This window comes from Rhizobium sp. TBD182 (genome assembly GCF_001950375.1).
Classification (GTDB): Bacteria; Pseudomonadota; Alphaproteobacteria; order Rhizobiales; family Rhizobiaceae; genus Agrobacterium; species Agrobacterium tumefaciens.
Genome location: NZ_BDLN01000002.1, coordinates 296,555 through 311,293, shown reverse-complemented (window position 1 = coordinate 311,293; position 14,739 = coordinate 296,555). Strand labels below are relative to the sequence as shown.

Annotated in this window: 14 protein-coding genes; 12 read left to right on the top strand and 2 right to left on the bottom strand. The window is 59.6% G+C overall.

Features of this window, described 5'->3' with window-relative positions:
- The first annotated feature begins 161 nt into the window (after positions 1 to 161).
- The 5 genes from T18_RS10175 (at position 162) to T18_RS10155 (ending at position 4,272) form a co-directional block, all read left to right on the top strand.
- Complete coding sequence (locus tag T18_RS10175; protein WP_003511103.1) at positions 162 to 779, top strand: alpha/beta hydrolase; 618 nt, start codon at positions 162 to 164, stop codon at positions 777 to 779.
- Between the two features lie 217 nt (positions 780 to 996).
- A complete protein-coding gene (locus tag T18_RS10170) occupies positions 997 to 1,194 on the top strand; it encodes a hypothetical protein (RefSeq protein ID WP_003511101.1) in 198 nt (65 codons plus the stop codon).
- A 171-nt stretch (positions 1,195 to 1,365) separates the two neighbouring features.
- Positions 1,366 to 2,535 (top strand): FMNH2-dependent alkanesulfonate monooxygenase, encoded by a 1,170-nt coding sequence (gene ssuD / locus T18_RS10165; protein WP_003511099.1) that lies wholly within the window; start codon positions 1,366 to 1,368, stop codon positions 2,533 to 2,535.
- A 195-nt stretch (positions 2,536 to 2,730) separates the two neighbouring features.
- Entirely contained in the window at positions 2,731 to 3,276 is a 546-nt protein-coding gene (locus T18_RS10160; RefSeq protein WP_003511097.1) for a flavin reductase family protein, read from the top strand.
- Between the two features lie 51 nt (positions 3,277 to 3,327).
- The gene (locus T18_RS10155; protein WP_035199523.1) at positions 3,328 to 4,272 is read left to right on the top strand and encodes an acyl-CoA dehydrogenase family protein; all 945 of its coding nucleotides are present in this window, start codon (positions 3,328 to 3,330) and stop codon (positions 4,270 to 4,272) included.
- Between the two features lie 7 nt (positions 4,273 to 4,279).
- Here the strand turns inward: T18_RS10155 and T18_RS10150 are convergent, their stop codons facing one another.
- Positions 4,280 to 4,729, bottom strand: a complete 450-nt coding sequence (locus T18_RS10150) for an RrF2 family transcriptional regulator (protein ID WP_003511094.1) — start codon at positions 4,727 to 4,729, stop codon at positions 4,280 to 4,282.
- Between the two features lie 304 nt (positions 4,730 to 5,033).
- Between T18_RS10150 and T18_RS10145 the strand changes: the two genes are divergently transcribed.
- The 7 genes from T18_RS10145 (at position 5,034) to T18_RS10115 (ending at position 13,108) form a co-directional block, all read left to right on the top strand.
- A complete protein-coding gene (locus T18_RS10145) occupies positions 5,034 to 6,038 on the top strand; it encodes an LLM class flavin-dependent oxidoreductase (RefSeq protein ID WP_035251488.1) in 1,005 nt (334 codons plus the stop codon).
- A gap of 23 nt (positions 6,039 to 6,061) precedes the next feature.
- The gene (locus T18_RS10140; protein ID WP_003511091.1) at positions 6,062 to 7,402 is read left to right on the top strand and encodes an LLM class flavin-dependent oxidoreductase; all 1,341 of its coding nucleotides are present in this window, start codon (positions 6,062 to 6,064) and stop codon (positions 7,400 to 7,402) included.
- Between the two features lie 85 nt (positions 7,403 to 7,487).
- Positions 7,488 to 8,675: a M20 aminoacylase family protein gene (locus T18_RS10135; RefSeq protein WP_003511089.1), complete on the top strand. Its 1,188-nt coding sequence runs from the start codon at positions 7,488 to 7,490 to the stop codon at positions 8,673 to 8,675.
- A 23-nt stretch (positions 8,676 to 8,698) separates the two neighbouring features.
- Positions 8,699 to 9,256: a GNAT family N-acetyltransferase gene (locus T18_RS10130; RefSeq protein ID WP_003511088.1), complete on the top strand. Its 558-nt coding sequence runs from the start codon at positions 8,699 to 8,701 to the stop codon at positions 9,254 to 9,256.
- Positions 9,257 to 9,269: 13 nt separating this feature from the next.
- The gene (locus tag T18_RS10125) at positions 9,270 to 11,075 is read left to right on the top strand and encodes an amino acid ABC transporter permease/ATP-binding protein (RefSeq protein WP_003511086.1); all 1,806 of its coding nucleotides are present in this window, start codon (positions 9,270 to 9,272) and stop codon (positions 11,073 to 11,075) included.
- Positions 11,076 to 11,100: 25 nt separating this feature from the next.
- Entirely contained in the window at positions 11,101 to 12,039 is a 939-nt protein-coding gene (locus T18_RS10120; RefSeq protein ID WP_003511084.1) for an ABC transporter substrate-binding protein, read from the top strand.
- A gap of 133 nt (positions 12,040 to 12,172) precedes the next feature.
- Positions 12,173 to 13,108 (top strand): ABC transporter substrate-binding protein, encoded by a 936-nt coding sequence (locus T18_RS10115; protein ID WP_003511082.1) that lies wholly within the window; start codon positions 12,173 to 12,175, stop codon positions 13,106 to 13,108.
- Between the two features lie 88 nt (positions 13,109 to 13,196).
- On the opposite strand, the gene T18_RS10110 is transcribed toward T18_RS10115, so the two are convergent.
- Complete coding sequence (locus T18_RS10110; RefSeq protein ID WP_003511080.1) at positions 13,197 to 14,522, bottom strand: NAD(P)/FAD-dependent oxidoreductase; 1,326 nt, start codon at positions 14,520 to 14,522, stop codon at positions 13,197 to 13,199.
- Positions 14,523 to 14,739 lie beyond the last annotated feature (217 nt).

Here is a 14,739-nt window from a genome sequence, read left to right as displayed (position 1 = left end):
CGCAGTTTTGAGGCCCGCTGCCGAGGACGTATTTTTTGCCAGAACGGAATTGCATGGATCGATTTTTCTCGAGTTCGGAAAAGCTGAGCAAGGCAATAGTCGACTAAAATTGCGAAATTCACCATTCTTGGCACACCCCGCCCGCAAACCACGGAGTAGGCATGTGTACCACCTTGATTGTCCCCGGCCTCAACGGTTCGGATGAGGGGCATTGGCAGCGGCACTGGCTGCTGGAAGATTCGGAGGCGCAGCTGGTCGATCAGCAGAATTGGGAATGCCCGGTTCTTGAAGACTGGCTTGAGCGTCTGGAAGCGGCGCTCGCCGCAACCGAAAGCGCCTATATTGTCGCCCACAGCCTGGGTTGCCTGCTTGTCGCCAATATGGCGACACGACCCGTGGCCAGCAAAATCAGGGGTGCGCTTCTGGTGGCGCCCGCCCATCTCGACAGAGTGGAGGCAATGCATCCATGCATCGTCCGCTTTGGCGCATTTCCTCGGTCGCCGCTCACCTTCCCCAGTCTCGTCGTAGGTAGCATGAACGACCCCTATATGAATCCGGACGAGTTAGCCCGCACCGCTGCTGACTGGGGAAGCGATATCGTCAATCTCGGCTCCGTTGGACACATCAATATTGCCGCCGGTTTCGGCCGGTGGTCCGAGGGCTATGCTCTTTTCGCACGCCTGAAAGCGGCGTCCGAAATCAAGGCCAGCAGATCGAGGAAGCGCGGATCACCCGTTCTGCACGGTGCGCTGCTGCAGGGTGATGCCGGCGCTCTATAGTCTTTTCGTCCCAAGTCCGTGCTTTGAGCGGCCGTCGTGTCGGTGCCATTGCGATGCCCCCTTTATTGGCGGTTCGAAACGGAATTTTTCCCGCTGCCGCAACCTTAGTCCACGTTTGCCGGCAATCCGCCAATTATAGAATAGTAATTTTATGGAAAATATTGACCAATCTGGGCGCTCGCCGGAGGATAGAGCGAATTGACCAAAGGAGGCGCACATGCCGCAGGGACTTCATGCGTTTACTGTCGATCTGTTCGGTCTGGCCAGGCGTAGGCCGCGAGGGGATGATCAGGGCAGGCTCCAGCCGCTGGATCATTCCGGTCGTATCAAGCGGGAAAAGAGCGATCTCGACCTTGAGCGGGAAGAGATTTACGAAATGAATTTCGCGATGCTCGGACTTTATCCGGTCCTCTGACACAGGGAGGCGAAAGGTTTGTTTTCGCTTCCCAGACCCATTTCCCAGCGGAGATAAACTCTCCTTGCGGCACGGAAATTGGAACAAAATTTCTTAAACGCTGCGGGGAATTGGCTACCCTTTTAGTACCCAGCCGAATTGCCCGATGGGCGGATTGCAAAGGACCTGTCGATGAGCACAGCTGACAAACCACTCGATTTTCTGTGGTTCATACCCACCTCAGGCGACGGCAGCTATCTTGGCTCCGACGATCTGTCGCGTCCCGCCGATCCCGGCTATTTCCGGGAAATAGCGCAGGCTGCGGATCGGCTCGGTTATTCCGGGGTGCTTATTCCCACCGGCGTCGCCTGCGAGGAATCCTTCATCCTCGCGGCCAATCTCGCCGCCTATACCGAGAAACTGAAATTCCTCGTCGCCATCCGTCCGGGCGTTGCCTCGCCGGCCTATTATGCGCGGCTGGCCTCCACGCTGGACCGTGTTTCCCATGGTCGGCTGCTTCTCAACATCGTCGTTGGCGGCAGCGCGCAGGAGCTGGCTGGTGATGGCATCTTCCTGCCGCACGACGAGCGTTACGACCACGCTGACGAGTTCTTCCAGGTGTTCAATTCGTTGATCGAAACTGGCAAAGGAGATCTCGACGGCAAATATATCAAGGCGCAGGGTGCCAGGCTCGGCCTGCCACCGGTGCAGGAACCGCGTCCGCCGCTTTATTTCGGCGGCTCCTCCGATGCCGGGATCGAGTTCTCGGCCGGTATCACCGACAAATATCTGACCTGGGGTGAGCCGCCGGCACAGGTGGCGGAAAAAATCGCCAAGGTTCGCGCCGCCGCAGCGAAAAAGGGGCGAGAAGTGACATTCGGCATTCGCCTGCATTTCATCGTGCGCGAAACCGATGAGGAGGCCTGGGCCGATGCGGACAAACTGATTTCCAAGCTTTCCGACGAAACCATCGCTTCCGCTCAGGAGGCCTTCTTAAAGGCGTCGGATTCGGTCGGTCAGGCAAGGATGCGGGCGCTGCATAATGGCCGGCGTGACCAGCTTGAAGTCTCTCCGAACTTGTGGGCGGGAATTGGTCTTGTCCGCTCCGGCGCCGGCACCGCGCTGGTGGGTTCGCCGAAGACAGTTGCGGCGCGGCTGCGGGAGTATCAGGCGCTGGGCATCGATACCGTCATCGCATCGGGCTATCCGCATCTGGAGGAAGCCTACCGTCTATCCGAATTGCTGTTTCCGGAAATCGGGCTTGATGGGCCACGTAATCAGATCCGTTCGTCTTTCGGCACGAAACAGGTTTTCGGCGGCGGCGGCCACGGCGGTAACGTCAAGCTGGTATCCGGCTCGTGATCAATCGCCGGAAGGCAGGCGGCCCTGTCTTCCGGTTAGCCTTTCCGATGGGCGTCATTCGGCGGAGCGTTCACGGGAGAGCGGCATATAAAACATTATTTCCATAGAATATAAGTATTATGGAAAACGATGTCTATTTCACGCCCCGCCGCCGCTGCTAACTATTGAGCAACAAGCTGTTTTCAGGAGCGATCGATGACATTGCAATATGCGGCCAAGGATCAACAATTCATCAATCTCCGCGATCCCGTCTCTGGCAAGGCGCCGGATGCCGATAGCCTTAAGGCGGCGCTCAGGACGCTGGGCGGCGGTGTCAGCGTCATTACGGCGGGCGAGGGTGATGCGCGCACGGGTGCTACGGTAACATCCGCCACAGCCCTGTCGGTCGATCCGCCAAGAATTCTGGTTGCGCTCAACCGCTCCTCCTCCACATGGCCTGTGGTGCAGCGCTTCGGCCATCTGGCGGTGAATATTATCGGCCCGAACCATCAGTTCATCGCCAACCAGTTTGCCGGTGTTGGCGGTCTGAAAGGTGTGGACCGTTATCGCGGCGCGGAATGGACCCGTCTGGCGAGCGGCGCGCCCATCCTCGAGGACGCCGTCGCCGCGATCGATTGCACCATCGAGGAGGCGATCGAGCGCCACAGCCACGTCATCATCATCGGCAAGGTGGAGGCGATCCGCATCGGGTCGGGTCACTCGCTGGTCTATCAAAACGGCCGTTATCATTCGCTGGACTGAGCTCCGGCCTTTCCGGCGCTTTCACTGGGTCATTCTTTGAGGGAGTTGAGCATGGGATCTGTCACGCCGCTCGGCGAAAGAATTCGTTTCGTGTCCCCGCGTCTCGGCGCGGATGGGGATGTACTGACCGTTGCCCGGACGATTGCCGAAAAATGCGCGGTGGAAAGTGCCGCACAAATCCACGCGCGGATTGCCCGTTCCGGCCTTCTCGCCCTCTCCGTTCCAAACGATCTGGGCGGGGCGGACATCACAAACGACGTTCTCTCGCAAGCTCTCTCGATTATTTCCGCGGCGGATGCGGAGGCGGCGCATGCGCTTGCCGAACACTTCACGGCGCTTGAATTCATCAGGAACGCCGGTAGCGAAGAGCAGCGCAAGACCCTCTTCGCCCGCCTCGATCTTGGCGAGACTTTTGCGCTTGCCTCATCTGACGCCGGCGTGGATCAGGCGGTTCTGTTGACTGGCGACGACTATGGCTTGCGGCTGCCCGATGACATTGCCCGATCTGTTACCTCAGATGCAGACTGGATCGTTGTCCCGGCAGTCAACACGGCAGGGCAGGCCGTGCTCGTTGTTCTTCGCAATCGCCCGGATACATCATGGGACGGCCTGCTGCGCGCCGATCAGGTCGCGTTTCTTGCCCAGGGCGCTGGAAATCTGGCAGCCTCCGTTTTCACCCTTCTGAAGGCCGCCGTGGCTCTGGGTGAGAAACAGCGTGAGCTTTCAGCGTTGCTGATTGACAGATTGGCCGAGGAAGGTGATGCGCGCCCCCTTATCGGCGAAATATTTCTCGCAATCGAATTGCTGAAGGCACAGATTTCCCGCCTCGCGGCCAATATCGATGCGGCGCAGGTGGGGGCGGAAAGCGTGACCTTTCGCTCTGTCCGCAACAATGCCATCACGCTGGAAATTCTAATGGCCCGTCTCGGCCTTATCGATGGTGCAAGCGAATCCGGGCTGATTGCGACCCTGGGAGACGATCTGCGCCGGCAGTAAACGGCGCTTATTCGCCTGCCGGAATAAATTGCGCGTCTTGTCCGCCTTTTGCCACGAATTGTGCGAGCGTCATATTGTCCAGGATTGTTGCAATGGCGTCCCGCACGTCCGTCATCGAAACCCTGACCTGACAGGTCTCGGGATCGTCGCAGTCGTCGCAGGCTTCAAAAGCGGTGCGGCTGGCACAGCGGATGGGGGCCAAGGGCCCGTCCAGCGTGCGGATGACCTGCCCGATCATGATTTCCGATGGCATTTTCGACAACGAATAACCGCCATTCGGTCCCTTCTTGGAACGCAGAATGCCGCTGTTGCGCAGTTCCAGAAGAATAGTATCCAGAAATTTTTTCGGAATATTGTTGCGGGTTGCAATCTCGGTCACAAAGGCGGTCTCGCCCTGGGGCAACCGCGCCAGATCGACAAGAGCCTTCAGTCCGTATTTGCCTTTTTTGGTCAACATCGCATGATCCGCAAAGAGGGCCAGCACCTTCTGAGTGCCGGGTTATGGTGTTCTCAACTTACTAAGTAGTTTTTACCGAATTCCCGCGCAAGTCCGTTTCGTCCCGGCTCGATGCACAAAGCGGCTTTACACCATCGTTTTTCGCCCTGTTTCCTCATCGTTTCGGATTGCTTTGCCAAAGACGCCTGCCGAAACCATAGCGGGAAACAATATTTTCTCTGATCGCGTCGCAACGTGGAACGAACGTCCTTTATTACTATATAAAATCAGTAGACAAAGTATGCATCAAAAGACGTGCGAGGTGATGATGTATACTCTCAGTTTGCTGGACAAGAGCCCTGTTCCAACGGGTGAGAACGCGGCAAGCGCGTTCCGCGACACGATCAATCTCGCCAAACGCGCCGAAGAACTGGGCTATCGCCGATTCTGGGTGGCAGAACATCACAATTCGCCGGAGCTTGCCGGTTCCGCGCCGGAAGCGCTGGTTGCATGGATTCTGGCGAAGACCTCTCGTATCCGCGTCGGCTCGGGCGGCGTGATGCTGCAGCATTACAGCCCCTACAAGGTCGCCGAGGTTTTCAACGTGTTGTCGTCGCTCGCCCCCGGTCGGGTCGATCTCGGCGTCGGCAAGACACCGGGCGGGCTGCCGCTTGCGACGTCTGCCCTACAGCAGGCCTATGATCCCGCCCGCAAGCCGGATTTCGAAACGGCTTTTGGTGAACTTACCACGTTTCTCTCCGGTGCCGCGCCGCAGGGGCATGCGCAGGCCGGGTTGCAGGCAACACCGGTGCCGCCGGTTGCGGTGGAACGGTTTCTGCTCGGTGCCAGCCCGGAAAGCGCAAGGCTTGCAGCTTCCAGAGGATGGAATTTCGTCTTTGCCGGCCACCTCAATGGTGATCCGGAGGTTCTTCGCAGCAGCCTGTCGGCTTTCCGTGAGGAGAGCGGCGGCAGGGCGCCGATCCTTGCCCTCTCCGTCTTTGCCGCCAGTGATCCCGACCATGCGGCGCGGCAGGTGGAAGGTCAGCGCATCTACCGGGTGTTCCTCAGCGACGGCAAGGCGTTCAACCTTGGCCGCCGTGAACAGGCGGAAGAATTCGCCCGCCAGTCCGGCGATACCGATTATCGCATCGAGGAGCGTAAGCCCAACGTCCTGCATGGCGGGCCGGACGATATTCACAAGGCGCTGCGCGCGCTTTCCGATGAGCACGGTATCGAGGAATTCATCGTGGAGCCGCCGCATGTGGGGGCCGATCAGAGGCTCGCCTCGATCGAATTGCTGGCCACACACCGCCTTTCCAGGGCCGCGTGAACTTGTCCTCAGGAGGAAATGACATGACGAAAAAGACAATCCGTTTCGGCATCATGCTCCAGGGCCCCGGCGGGCACATGAACGCCTGGCGGCACCCGAAAAGCCCTGTTGATGCCAGCGTCAACTTCGATTTCTTCAGGAAGAACGCGCTGAAGGCAGAAGCCGCCGGCATCGCCTTCGCCTTCGTTGCCGACGGGCTTTACATCAACGACAAGTCCATTCCGCATTTCCTCAACCGGTTCGAGCCTTTGACCATCCTTTCGGCGCTGGCCTCCGTCACCTCGAAGATCGGTCTTGCCGGCACGGTTTCGACCTCCTACAGCGACCCCTTCACCATCGCGCGCCAGTTCGCCTCGCTCGATCTTCTGAGCGGTGGCAGGGCCGGCTGGAATGCAGTGACGACGCCACTCGAAGGTACGGCGAAAAACTACAGCCGCAACCATCCCGAACATGCGCTGCGCTACGAGATCGCCGATGAATATCTGGAGGTGATCAAGGGCCTGTGGGACAGCTGGGACGACGATGCCTTCGTGCGTAACCGCGAGACGGGACAGTTCTTCGACAGGCAAAAACTCCACACGCTCGGCCACAAGGGTCGCTTCTTCCAGGTGGAAGGTCCGCTGAACATCCAGCGTTCGCCGCAGGGACAGCCGGTGATTTTCCAGGCGGGTTCTTCGGATGCCGGTATCGGGCTTGCGGGCAAACATGCCGACGCCGTTTTTACTAATTCTGCATCGCTCGAGGAAAACCAGACATTCCTCAAGCGCGTGAAGCAGAGTGCTGTCGCGCAGGGCAGGTCCGCTGCCGACGTGAAGATTTTCCCTGGCATCGGGCCGATTGTGGGCGAGACGCAGGAGGAGGCGGAAGCGAAATACAACATCATCCGCAACCTCATCACCATCGAGGATGCGCTCGCCTATCTCGGCCGTTTCTTCGACCACCACGACTTCAGTGTCTATCCGCTGGATGAGCCTTTCCCCGAACTTGGCGAGATCGGCAAGAATAGCTTCCGTTCGACGACCGACCGCATCAAGCGCCGTGCGAAGGAAAAGAGCCAGACGTTGCGCGAAGCGGCGCTGGAGGCGGCGACCCCGCGCGAAGGTTTCATCGGAACTCCGGACAAGGTGGCGGACGAGATCATCCGCTGGGTTGAGCACGATGCGGCCGACGGTTTCATTCTGGGCTTCCCGGTGATTGCCGAAGGGCTGGATGATTTCATCCGCCTCGTCATACCGGTGCTGCAACGGCGCGGATATTTCGAACCGCATCTGGAAGGCAGAACGCTGCGTGAGCATCTCGGCCTGCCTTTCAAGGAGAGCATCTATTCCCACGCTGAAAGCGGTTCCAGCAAGGCGATCGCATAAAAGCGGGGTCGGGCGGCAGCCATTGCCGCCCGGAGAGAATTTCAAGGTGCTGTGCGGGTAAAGCGCAGCGCAGGAGACCAGAACCATGAATATCCGCATTGACGGCGCGCGTCCGCAGGACGACGCCGAACGGGGAATCCTTGCCTTCATCGAGGAAAGCATCGCCATCCGGCACGATCTTCACCGACATCCGGAGCTTTCGCTTGGGGAAAAGCGCACGGCGGCGCTCGTTGCCCGTTATCTCCTCTCCTTCGGATATGAGGTGACCGAGGGTGTCGGGGGCCATGGCGTCGTCGCCACCTTGAAACGTGGTCATGGTGACAAGCGTCTGGGTATCCGCGCCGATATCGACGCCCTGCCCATCGTCGAGGAAACCGGTCTTGCCTATGCCAGCCAGACACAGGGTGTGATGCATGCCTGCGGTCATGACGGTCACACGACTATCCTGCTCGCCGCTGCCCGTTATCTAGCTGAAACATCGAGTTTTTCCGGCACGCTGACGCTGATTTTCCAACCCGCCGAGGAAATCGGTGCGGGTGCTAGAGCGATGATAAAGGACAGGCTTTTCGAGCGGTTTCCCGTCGATGCCGTGTTCGGGCTGCACAACTGGCCGGGTGTCGAAACCGGACAATTCGGCTTTGTCGAAGGGCCTGCCATGGCCTCCGTCGACAAGGCGAAGGTTCGGATCATCGGCAAGGGCGGGCACGGGGCGGCGCCGCATGAAACGGTTGATCCGGTTCTTGCCTCGGCAAGCTTCGTCACCGCCTTGCAGAGCATCGTCTCGCGCAATGTCGACCCGCGAGACATGGCGGTGCTGACGGTAGGCTCCATCCATGGCGGAACTGCTTCCAACGTCATTCCCGAGAGTGTCGAACTGCAGATTACCGCGCGGGCCTTTTCGCCCGCCGTGCGCGACAGACTGGAGGAGCGGCTTCCCGCCCTTGCCAAAGCACAGGCGGAAAGCTTCGGCGCAAGCGCCGATGTCACCTACTCGAGTGGCTTCCCCCCCGTCATCAATCACATCAGGCAGACAGCTTTTGCCCGCGACGTCGCCAAACGGCATTTTCCAGCCGAACAGGTTGCAGAAGGCTTTCAGCCGCGTACGGCGAGCGAGGATTTCGCCTTCATGCTTCTGGAGCGGCCGGGCTCCTATCTCTTCGTCGGCAATGGCGACAGCGCGCCGCTGCACAGCCCTCACTACGATTTCAACGATGCGATCATTGCGCCTGCGGCACGCTTCTGGGTGCGCCTGGCCGAAGCATACCTCTCCTGATGCAACGAGTTTAGGACAATGAGATGAGCGACAGTTTTCTCTACACATCGGTCAAGGATCCGCTCGCAACTCCGCTTCTGGAGGAGTTGCTGTTCGAATATGACAGCCGCTACGGCACATATTTCAACGCAGAAGGCGCCAAGGCGGAACTTAACAAATATCCGCCGGAGGCTTTCAGCCCGCCGTCGGGCAATTTCCTGCTGCTCTTGCGTGGCGGCAAGGCGATCGCCGGCGGTGCCTTCATGCGCTACGACGAGGAAACCGCCGAGTTCAAGCGGGTCTGGACCCATTCGGCCCACCGTCGGCAGGGGCTTGCCAAAATAGTGCTTCAGGAGCTGGAGCGGCAGGCGATCCGGCAGGGTTACGCCCGTGTCTATCTGACCACGGGCTTCCGCCAGCCGGAAGCGGTCGGCCTATATCTCACCAACGGTTATCGCGCGTTGTTCGATACGTCGGCCGATCCTGAAACGATCAGGTCGCTGCCTTTCGAAAAATGGCTTGCCGATAGCGCCTCCGCCTCCGTTGCGGAAGGCGCGTCGATACCGGCGGCCCGGCCGCATTCTTCCCCGGCCCACCCGTGAAAGGCTTTTTCAGATGACGATAGCCTCTGATTTTCCGCATGTTGCATTGAGCGAGCAGAAGGGTGAACCGATCAAGGGTGGGTATTCCCATTTCCGCATCGTGCCGGCCCGCTACCCCTTGCGGACCGTGGGAACAGTCTTCTCCGTACTCATCATTGCGGCCGTTCTGCATTCCGTTTTCGGCAATCCGCGCTGGGGCTGGGATGTCTTTGCGGAATGGTTTTTCGCTGAACCGGTGTTGATCGGCTTAGGACGGACGCTGCTGCTGACCGCGCTCGGTGCGGTGCTCGGCTTCGCGCTGGGAACGCTGCTGGCGCTTGCCCGCGTTTCACGCTCGCCGCTGCTGGTTGCCGTATCCTGGACCTATATCTGGATTTTTCGATCCATTCCGCTGATCGTGCTTTTGCTGATCCTCAACAACCTCGGTTATCTCTATGAGACCGTGACGATCGGTGTGCCCTATACCGGCATCAACTTCTTCAGCTGGAATACCACGCAGCTGATGACGCCGTTTGCGGCCGCCGTTCTGGGGCTGACGCTCAATCAGGCCGCCTTCGCATCCGAAATCGTCCGTGGCGGCATTCTCTCGGTTGATCAGGGGCAGCTTGAGGCTGCCGCAGCACTCGGCCTTCCCCGGCGGCGGCAGGCGTCCCGCATCGTTCTGCCGCAGGCGATGCGCTCCATCTTGCCCACCGCCTTCAACGACATCATCGGCCTCGCCAAGGGGACTTCGCAGGTCTATATCCTTGCCCTGCCGGAGCTGTTCTACACGATCCAGATCATCTATCGCCGCAATCTGGAAGTGATCCCGCTGCTGATGGTCGCGACCGTCTGGTATCTAGTGATACTGACGGCGCTTTCGATCGTGCAGCACCATATCGAGCGGCATTTTTCACGCGGTGCACTGCGCAATCCGCCGCCGTCACTGTTCGCCACGATTTACCGCACCTTCCTGCCGCGCAAACCCTTGCCTGAAGCCGTGGAAACGGTGGCCACGACAGCCGCAAGTCCCGAGCGTTCGGTGCCTGCCCGTGCCGTGAGCTTTCAGCTCGGAAATCGTGGCGGGTCGGTCAATATTCATGGCGTTTCGAAATCCTTCGGGTCGCTGAAGGTGCTTGATGATATCAGCCTTTCCATTCCGGCGGGCAGTGTCACCACCATTCTCGGCCAATCCGGCTCCGGCAAGTCCACATTGCTGCGCTCCATCAACCATCTCGAGCGTGTCGATGACGGTTTTATCGCCATAGACGGTGAATTGGTCGGTTATCGTCAAAAGGGCGATACGCTTTATGAGCTGAAGGAACGGGAAATCCTCAAGCGCCGCGCCGAAGTGGGCATGGTGTTTCAGAGCTTCAACCTGTTCCCGCATCTGACCGCGCTTGAAAACATCATCGAAGCACCCATCGCCGTTCGTGGCATATCGAAAGAGCAGGCGCAGACCGAGGCGCGCGATCTTCTGGCTCGCGTCGGCCTTGCCGAAAAAGCTGGCGCTTATCCCCGTCAGCTCTCCGGCGGTCAGCAGCAACGCGTGGCGATCGCCCGGGCGCTGGCGTTGCGGCCGAAGGTGTTGCTGTTCGATGAGCCGACATCCGCGCTCGATCCTGAACTCGTCAACGAAGTGCTTGATGTCATCAAGGAGCTTTCCCGCTCCGGCGTCACGCTCATCATCGTTACCCATGAAATCGGTTTTGCCCGTGAAGTCTCCGACAGGGTCGTCTTCATGGAACAGGGCCGCATTATCGAAACAGGCACGCCGGACCAGGTGTTCAACAGCCCTGAACATCCCCGCACCGCCGAATTCCTCGCAAAAGTTCTCTAATCAAAACAACAAAGGAAACACTCGCATGGCTTTTTCATCGAAATTATTGTCGTTCCTTGCAGGCGGTCTTTTCACCGCTACCACCGCGCTGATACCGGCTGCGCATGCGCAGGAAATCGACCTGTCGCCGGAGCAGAAGGGGCGAGTGCGCGCCGAGAAGGTGGAAGAAGCGATCAAGCTTCTGCCCGCTGGCCACAAGTTCGTCGCGGATGGAAAGTTGACGGTCGCGACCGTGCCTTTCCGGCTGCCGCTGGTCGATTATGCCAGCGATACGAAAACGCCTATTGGCGTGGAGCCGGATATCGCGCAGCTGGTTGCTGACAGTCTTGGCCTTGAACTTCAGCTAGTTCCCATCGCCTGGGCCGATTGGCCGCTGGGTCTCACCTCCGGCAAATATGATGCCGTCACCTCCAACATCACGGTCACTGAAGCCCGCAAGGAAAAGTTCGACTTCTCCAGCTACCGCAACGACCTGCTCGGCTTTTACGTCGGCAGCAACAGCAAGGTGACGAGCATCAGCAAGCCCGAGGATGTTGCCGGGTTGAAGGTCATCGTCGGCGCTGCCACCAATCAGGAGCAGATCCTGCTGAAATGGATCAAGGACAACAAGGCCAAGGGTCTGGCAGACACCGATGTGCAATATTACGACGATCAGGCCGTGCTCGATGTCGCCCTGCAATCCGGCCGCGCGGACGCCTATCTCGGCCCCAACGCGACGTCAGCCTTCCAGGCAGCAAGCCAGAAGAAGACCAAGCTCGTTGGTACCTTCTCCGGCGGCTGGCCGGAAGCGGCGGAAATCGCCGTTGCCTCCAAAAAGGATGCCGGAATTGCCGCAGCCATCACGGCGGCACTGAACGCCCAGATCAAGAACGGCAATTACGGCAAGGCTCTCGCGCGCTGGAACCTCGGTTCGGAAGCCATCACCGAATCCCGCACCAATCCGCCCGGTCTGCCCAAGAGCTGAGTGCTGGTTTGCTGCCAGAAAGCTGAGTTTCCACAAAGCTGAGTTGAAGGTGGGACATCACTCAGCCGGTAGCGCGGGCCTCCTCCCGTCCGCGCTACCTCCGTCCCGCAATTCATTTTATCGGGGAGCCAGAATGGCACTCACCTCTCGTCTTGCCACAGTCACGTTCGGCGTTTTTCTCTCTGTCGCCGCTTTCGGGTCGGCTTTCGCAACTGATGTCTTCGATCTTTCGCCAGACCAGCCTGGCCGGATCAGGGTAGAAAAAGACCCCGCAGCGATTGCCGCCATCCCGAAAGATTTCAAGTTCATCACCCCGGGCAAACTCACGGTCGCGGTTGCACCTGGCGGACCACCGCTCGCGACCTATGCGACGGACGCCAAGACCGTGGTGGGTGCCGATCCGGACTATGCGCTTGCGGTGGCTGATAGTCTCGGCCTTGAGCTTGAGCTGGTTGCTGTCGCCTGGGCCGACTGGCCGCTGGGGCTTGCCTCCGGCAAATACGATGCTGTCATCTCCAATGTCGGGGTGACCGAGCAGCGCAAGGAGAAGTTCGACTTCTCCACCTATCGTCAGGGCCTGCACGGCTTTTTCGTGAAGTCCGACAGCGGCATCACCGCCATAAATGAGCCGAAGGATGCGGCGGGCCTGAAGATCATCGTCGGCGCTGGCACCAATCAGGAGCGTATTCTGCTGAAATGGAATGACGAGAATGTAGCCGCCGGTTTAAAACCGCTCGAGCTGCAATATTATGACGACGAGGCCACCCGGCTTGTCGCGCTTTCTGCCGGGCGGGCGGATGTGATCGTCCAGCCGCATGCGCAGCTGGTCTTCATCGCCGCGCGTGACAAGACCATCAAGCGTGTCGGAACACTCTCCGCCGGCTGGCCGGAACGTTCGGATGTCGCCATCACCACCCGCAAGGGTTCGGGACTGGCCGATGCGCTGACGCTCGCCACCAACGATCTGATCAAGAGCGGCGCTTACGCGAAGATACTGGAACGCTGGCAGCTTTCGGAAGAGGCCTTGCCGGAATCGAGAACCAACCCACCCGGCCTGCCGAAAAGCTGACCGGTCGAATAAATGCGGTGGACGGCAGCACCCGCAGGTCATGCCTGCGGGTGCTGTTTTGATTCGTCTGTTGGCCTGCGCAGAACAATCAGAAATCCGCGACCTTGCCCCATGACGAGTCAAGGAAACGGCTGGGATGATACGGGGCGGGGTCAACGATCGGGGTTGAACCCGTCACGATATCGGCGATCAGGTGGCCAGCGCCGGGGCCGATGCCGAAACCGTGGCCGCTGAAACCGGCGGCGAGAATGAAGCCGGGCAATTCGCTGGTCTCGCCGATGGCGGGCACACCATCCGGCGTGCTGTCGATGAAGCCGGCCCAGGCAGCGGATATCTGGGTTTTGCGGAGTGCGGGCAAAAGTTCCAGCGCCCTTTTGTGGGTCTCACGTATGGCGGCGGCATTCGGTTTCGGATCGAGAATACGAACCCGTTCCATCGGCGTCGGCGCATCGAGCCGCCAGTGTTTCAGCGTTTCGTGCCCACCGCGAATCCCTTCCAATCCACCCGGTCGCAGGCTGCGCCAGCGCTTGAGGAACATCGGAACGAATTCGCGTGCAAACCGCATTTGCTGCGCGGTCGGGTCGATGCGACCGAGGCCGCTGATGGCGAGCGTGTAACCGCCGTTGCTCCGGCGTGTTACAGAAACGGCTTTTGTATGCAGCGCATCCGGCAGTCCTTCCGCACCTGCTGTGACGGACAGGATTGAGGAGCGGACAGCGGCTTGCGGAAAACGAATTCCGAGTTGGCGGCAGAAGGACGAGGCCCAGGCGCCGCCGGACATGATGGCGGTTTTGGTGCGGATCGTGCCTTTTTCGGTAACGACGGCGCTAACGCGACCACCTTCCGTCTCCAGACCGCGCGCGGCGCAATTCTGGTGCACCGTTCCGCCCAGTTTCATGAGGGCACGCGCGACGGCCGGCGCCGCCATCGAGGGATCGGCGGTGCCGTCCGTTGGCGAAAAGACGCCACCCTTCCAGCGTTTCCCAGTCGCGCGTCCGCGGTTGCTCGCCTCATCCGCGCTCAACATATGCGTCGTCACGCCTGCGGTGATGGCAAAGTCGCGCCAGCGCGCCCAGCCGGCAATTTCAGCTTCGTTGTCGCTCAGGTAGAACAATCCGCAGCGGCGGAAACCGGTGTCTTCGCCGCTTTCTGCGGCAAACCGTTCCCAGAGCGCCAGGCTCTGCGTTGAAATCGGCAATTCGCGGGCGTCGCGGTTCTGCTGCCGGCACCAACCCCAGTTGCGGCTGGATTGCTCCGCGCCAACAAGACCTTTTTCGACAAGAGCCACTTTCAGGCCACGCCGGGCGAGGTAATAGGCTGCGAACACGCCGACGATGCCGCCGCCGATAATGACGGCGTCCGCCGATTTCGGCAGTTCCGGTGATGTCGTGATCTGTTGCAGCGGCGCAGGCATGGTGGGGCTCCTTGTATTCGTCTTAATTTACCTTGGTCGCCGGGTAAACGCTGCCAGACTGCGCCGATTGCCGGAATCTCCTGCTGTTCGTAGCCATGTCTGCAACTCTTTATGCTGGATGAAAAAAACATCCCCGCGTCGACAGGGCACGCTCATGTGATAAGATTTCCATGGCCGCGTCAGAATTTTATGCCGCGTGCACGAAAAAATATAAAAG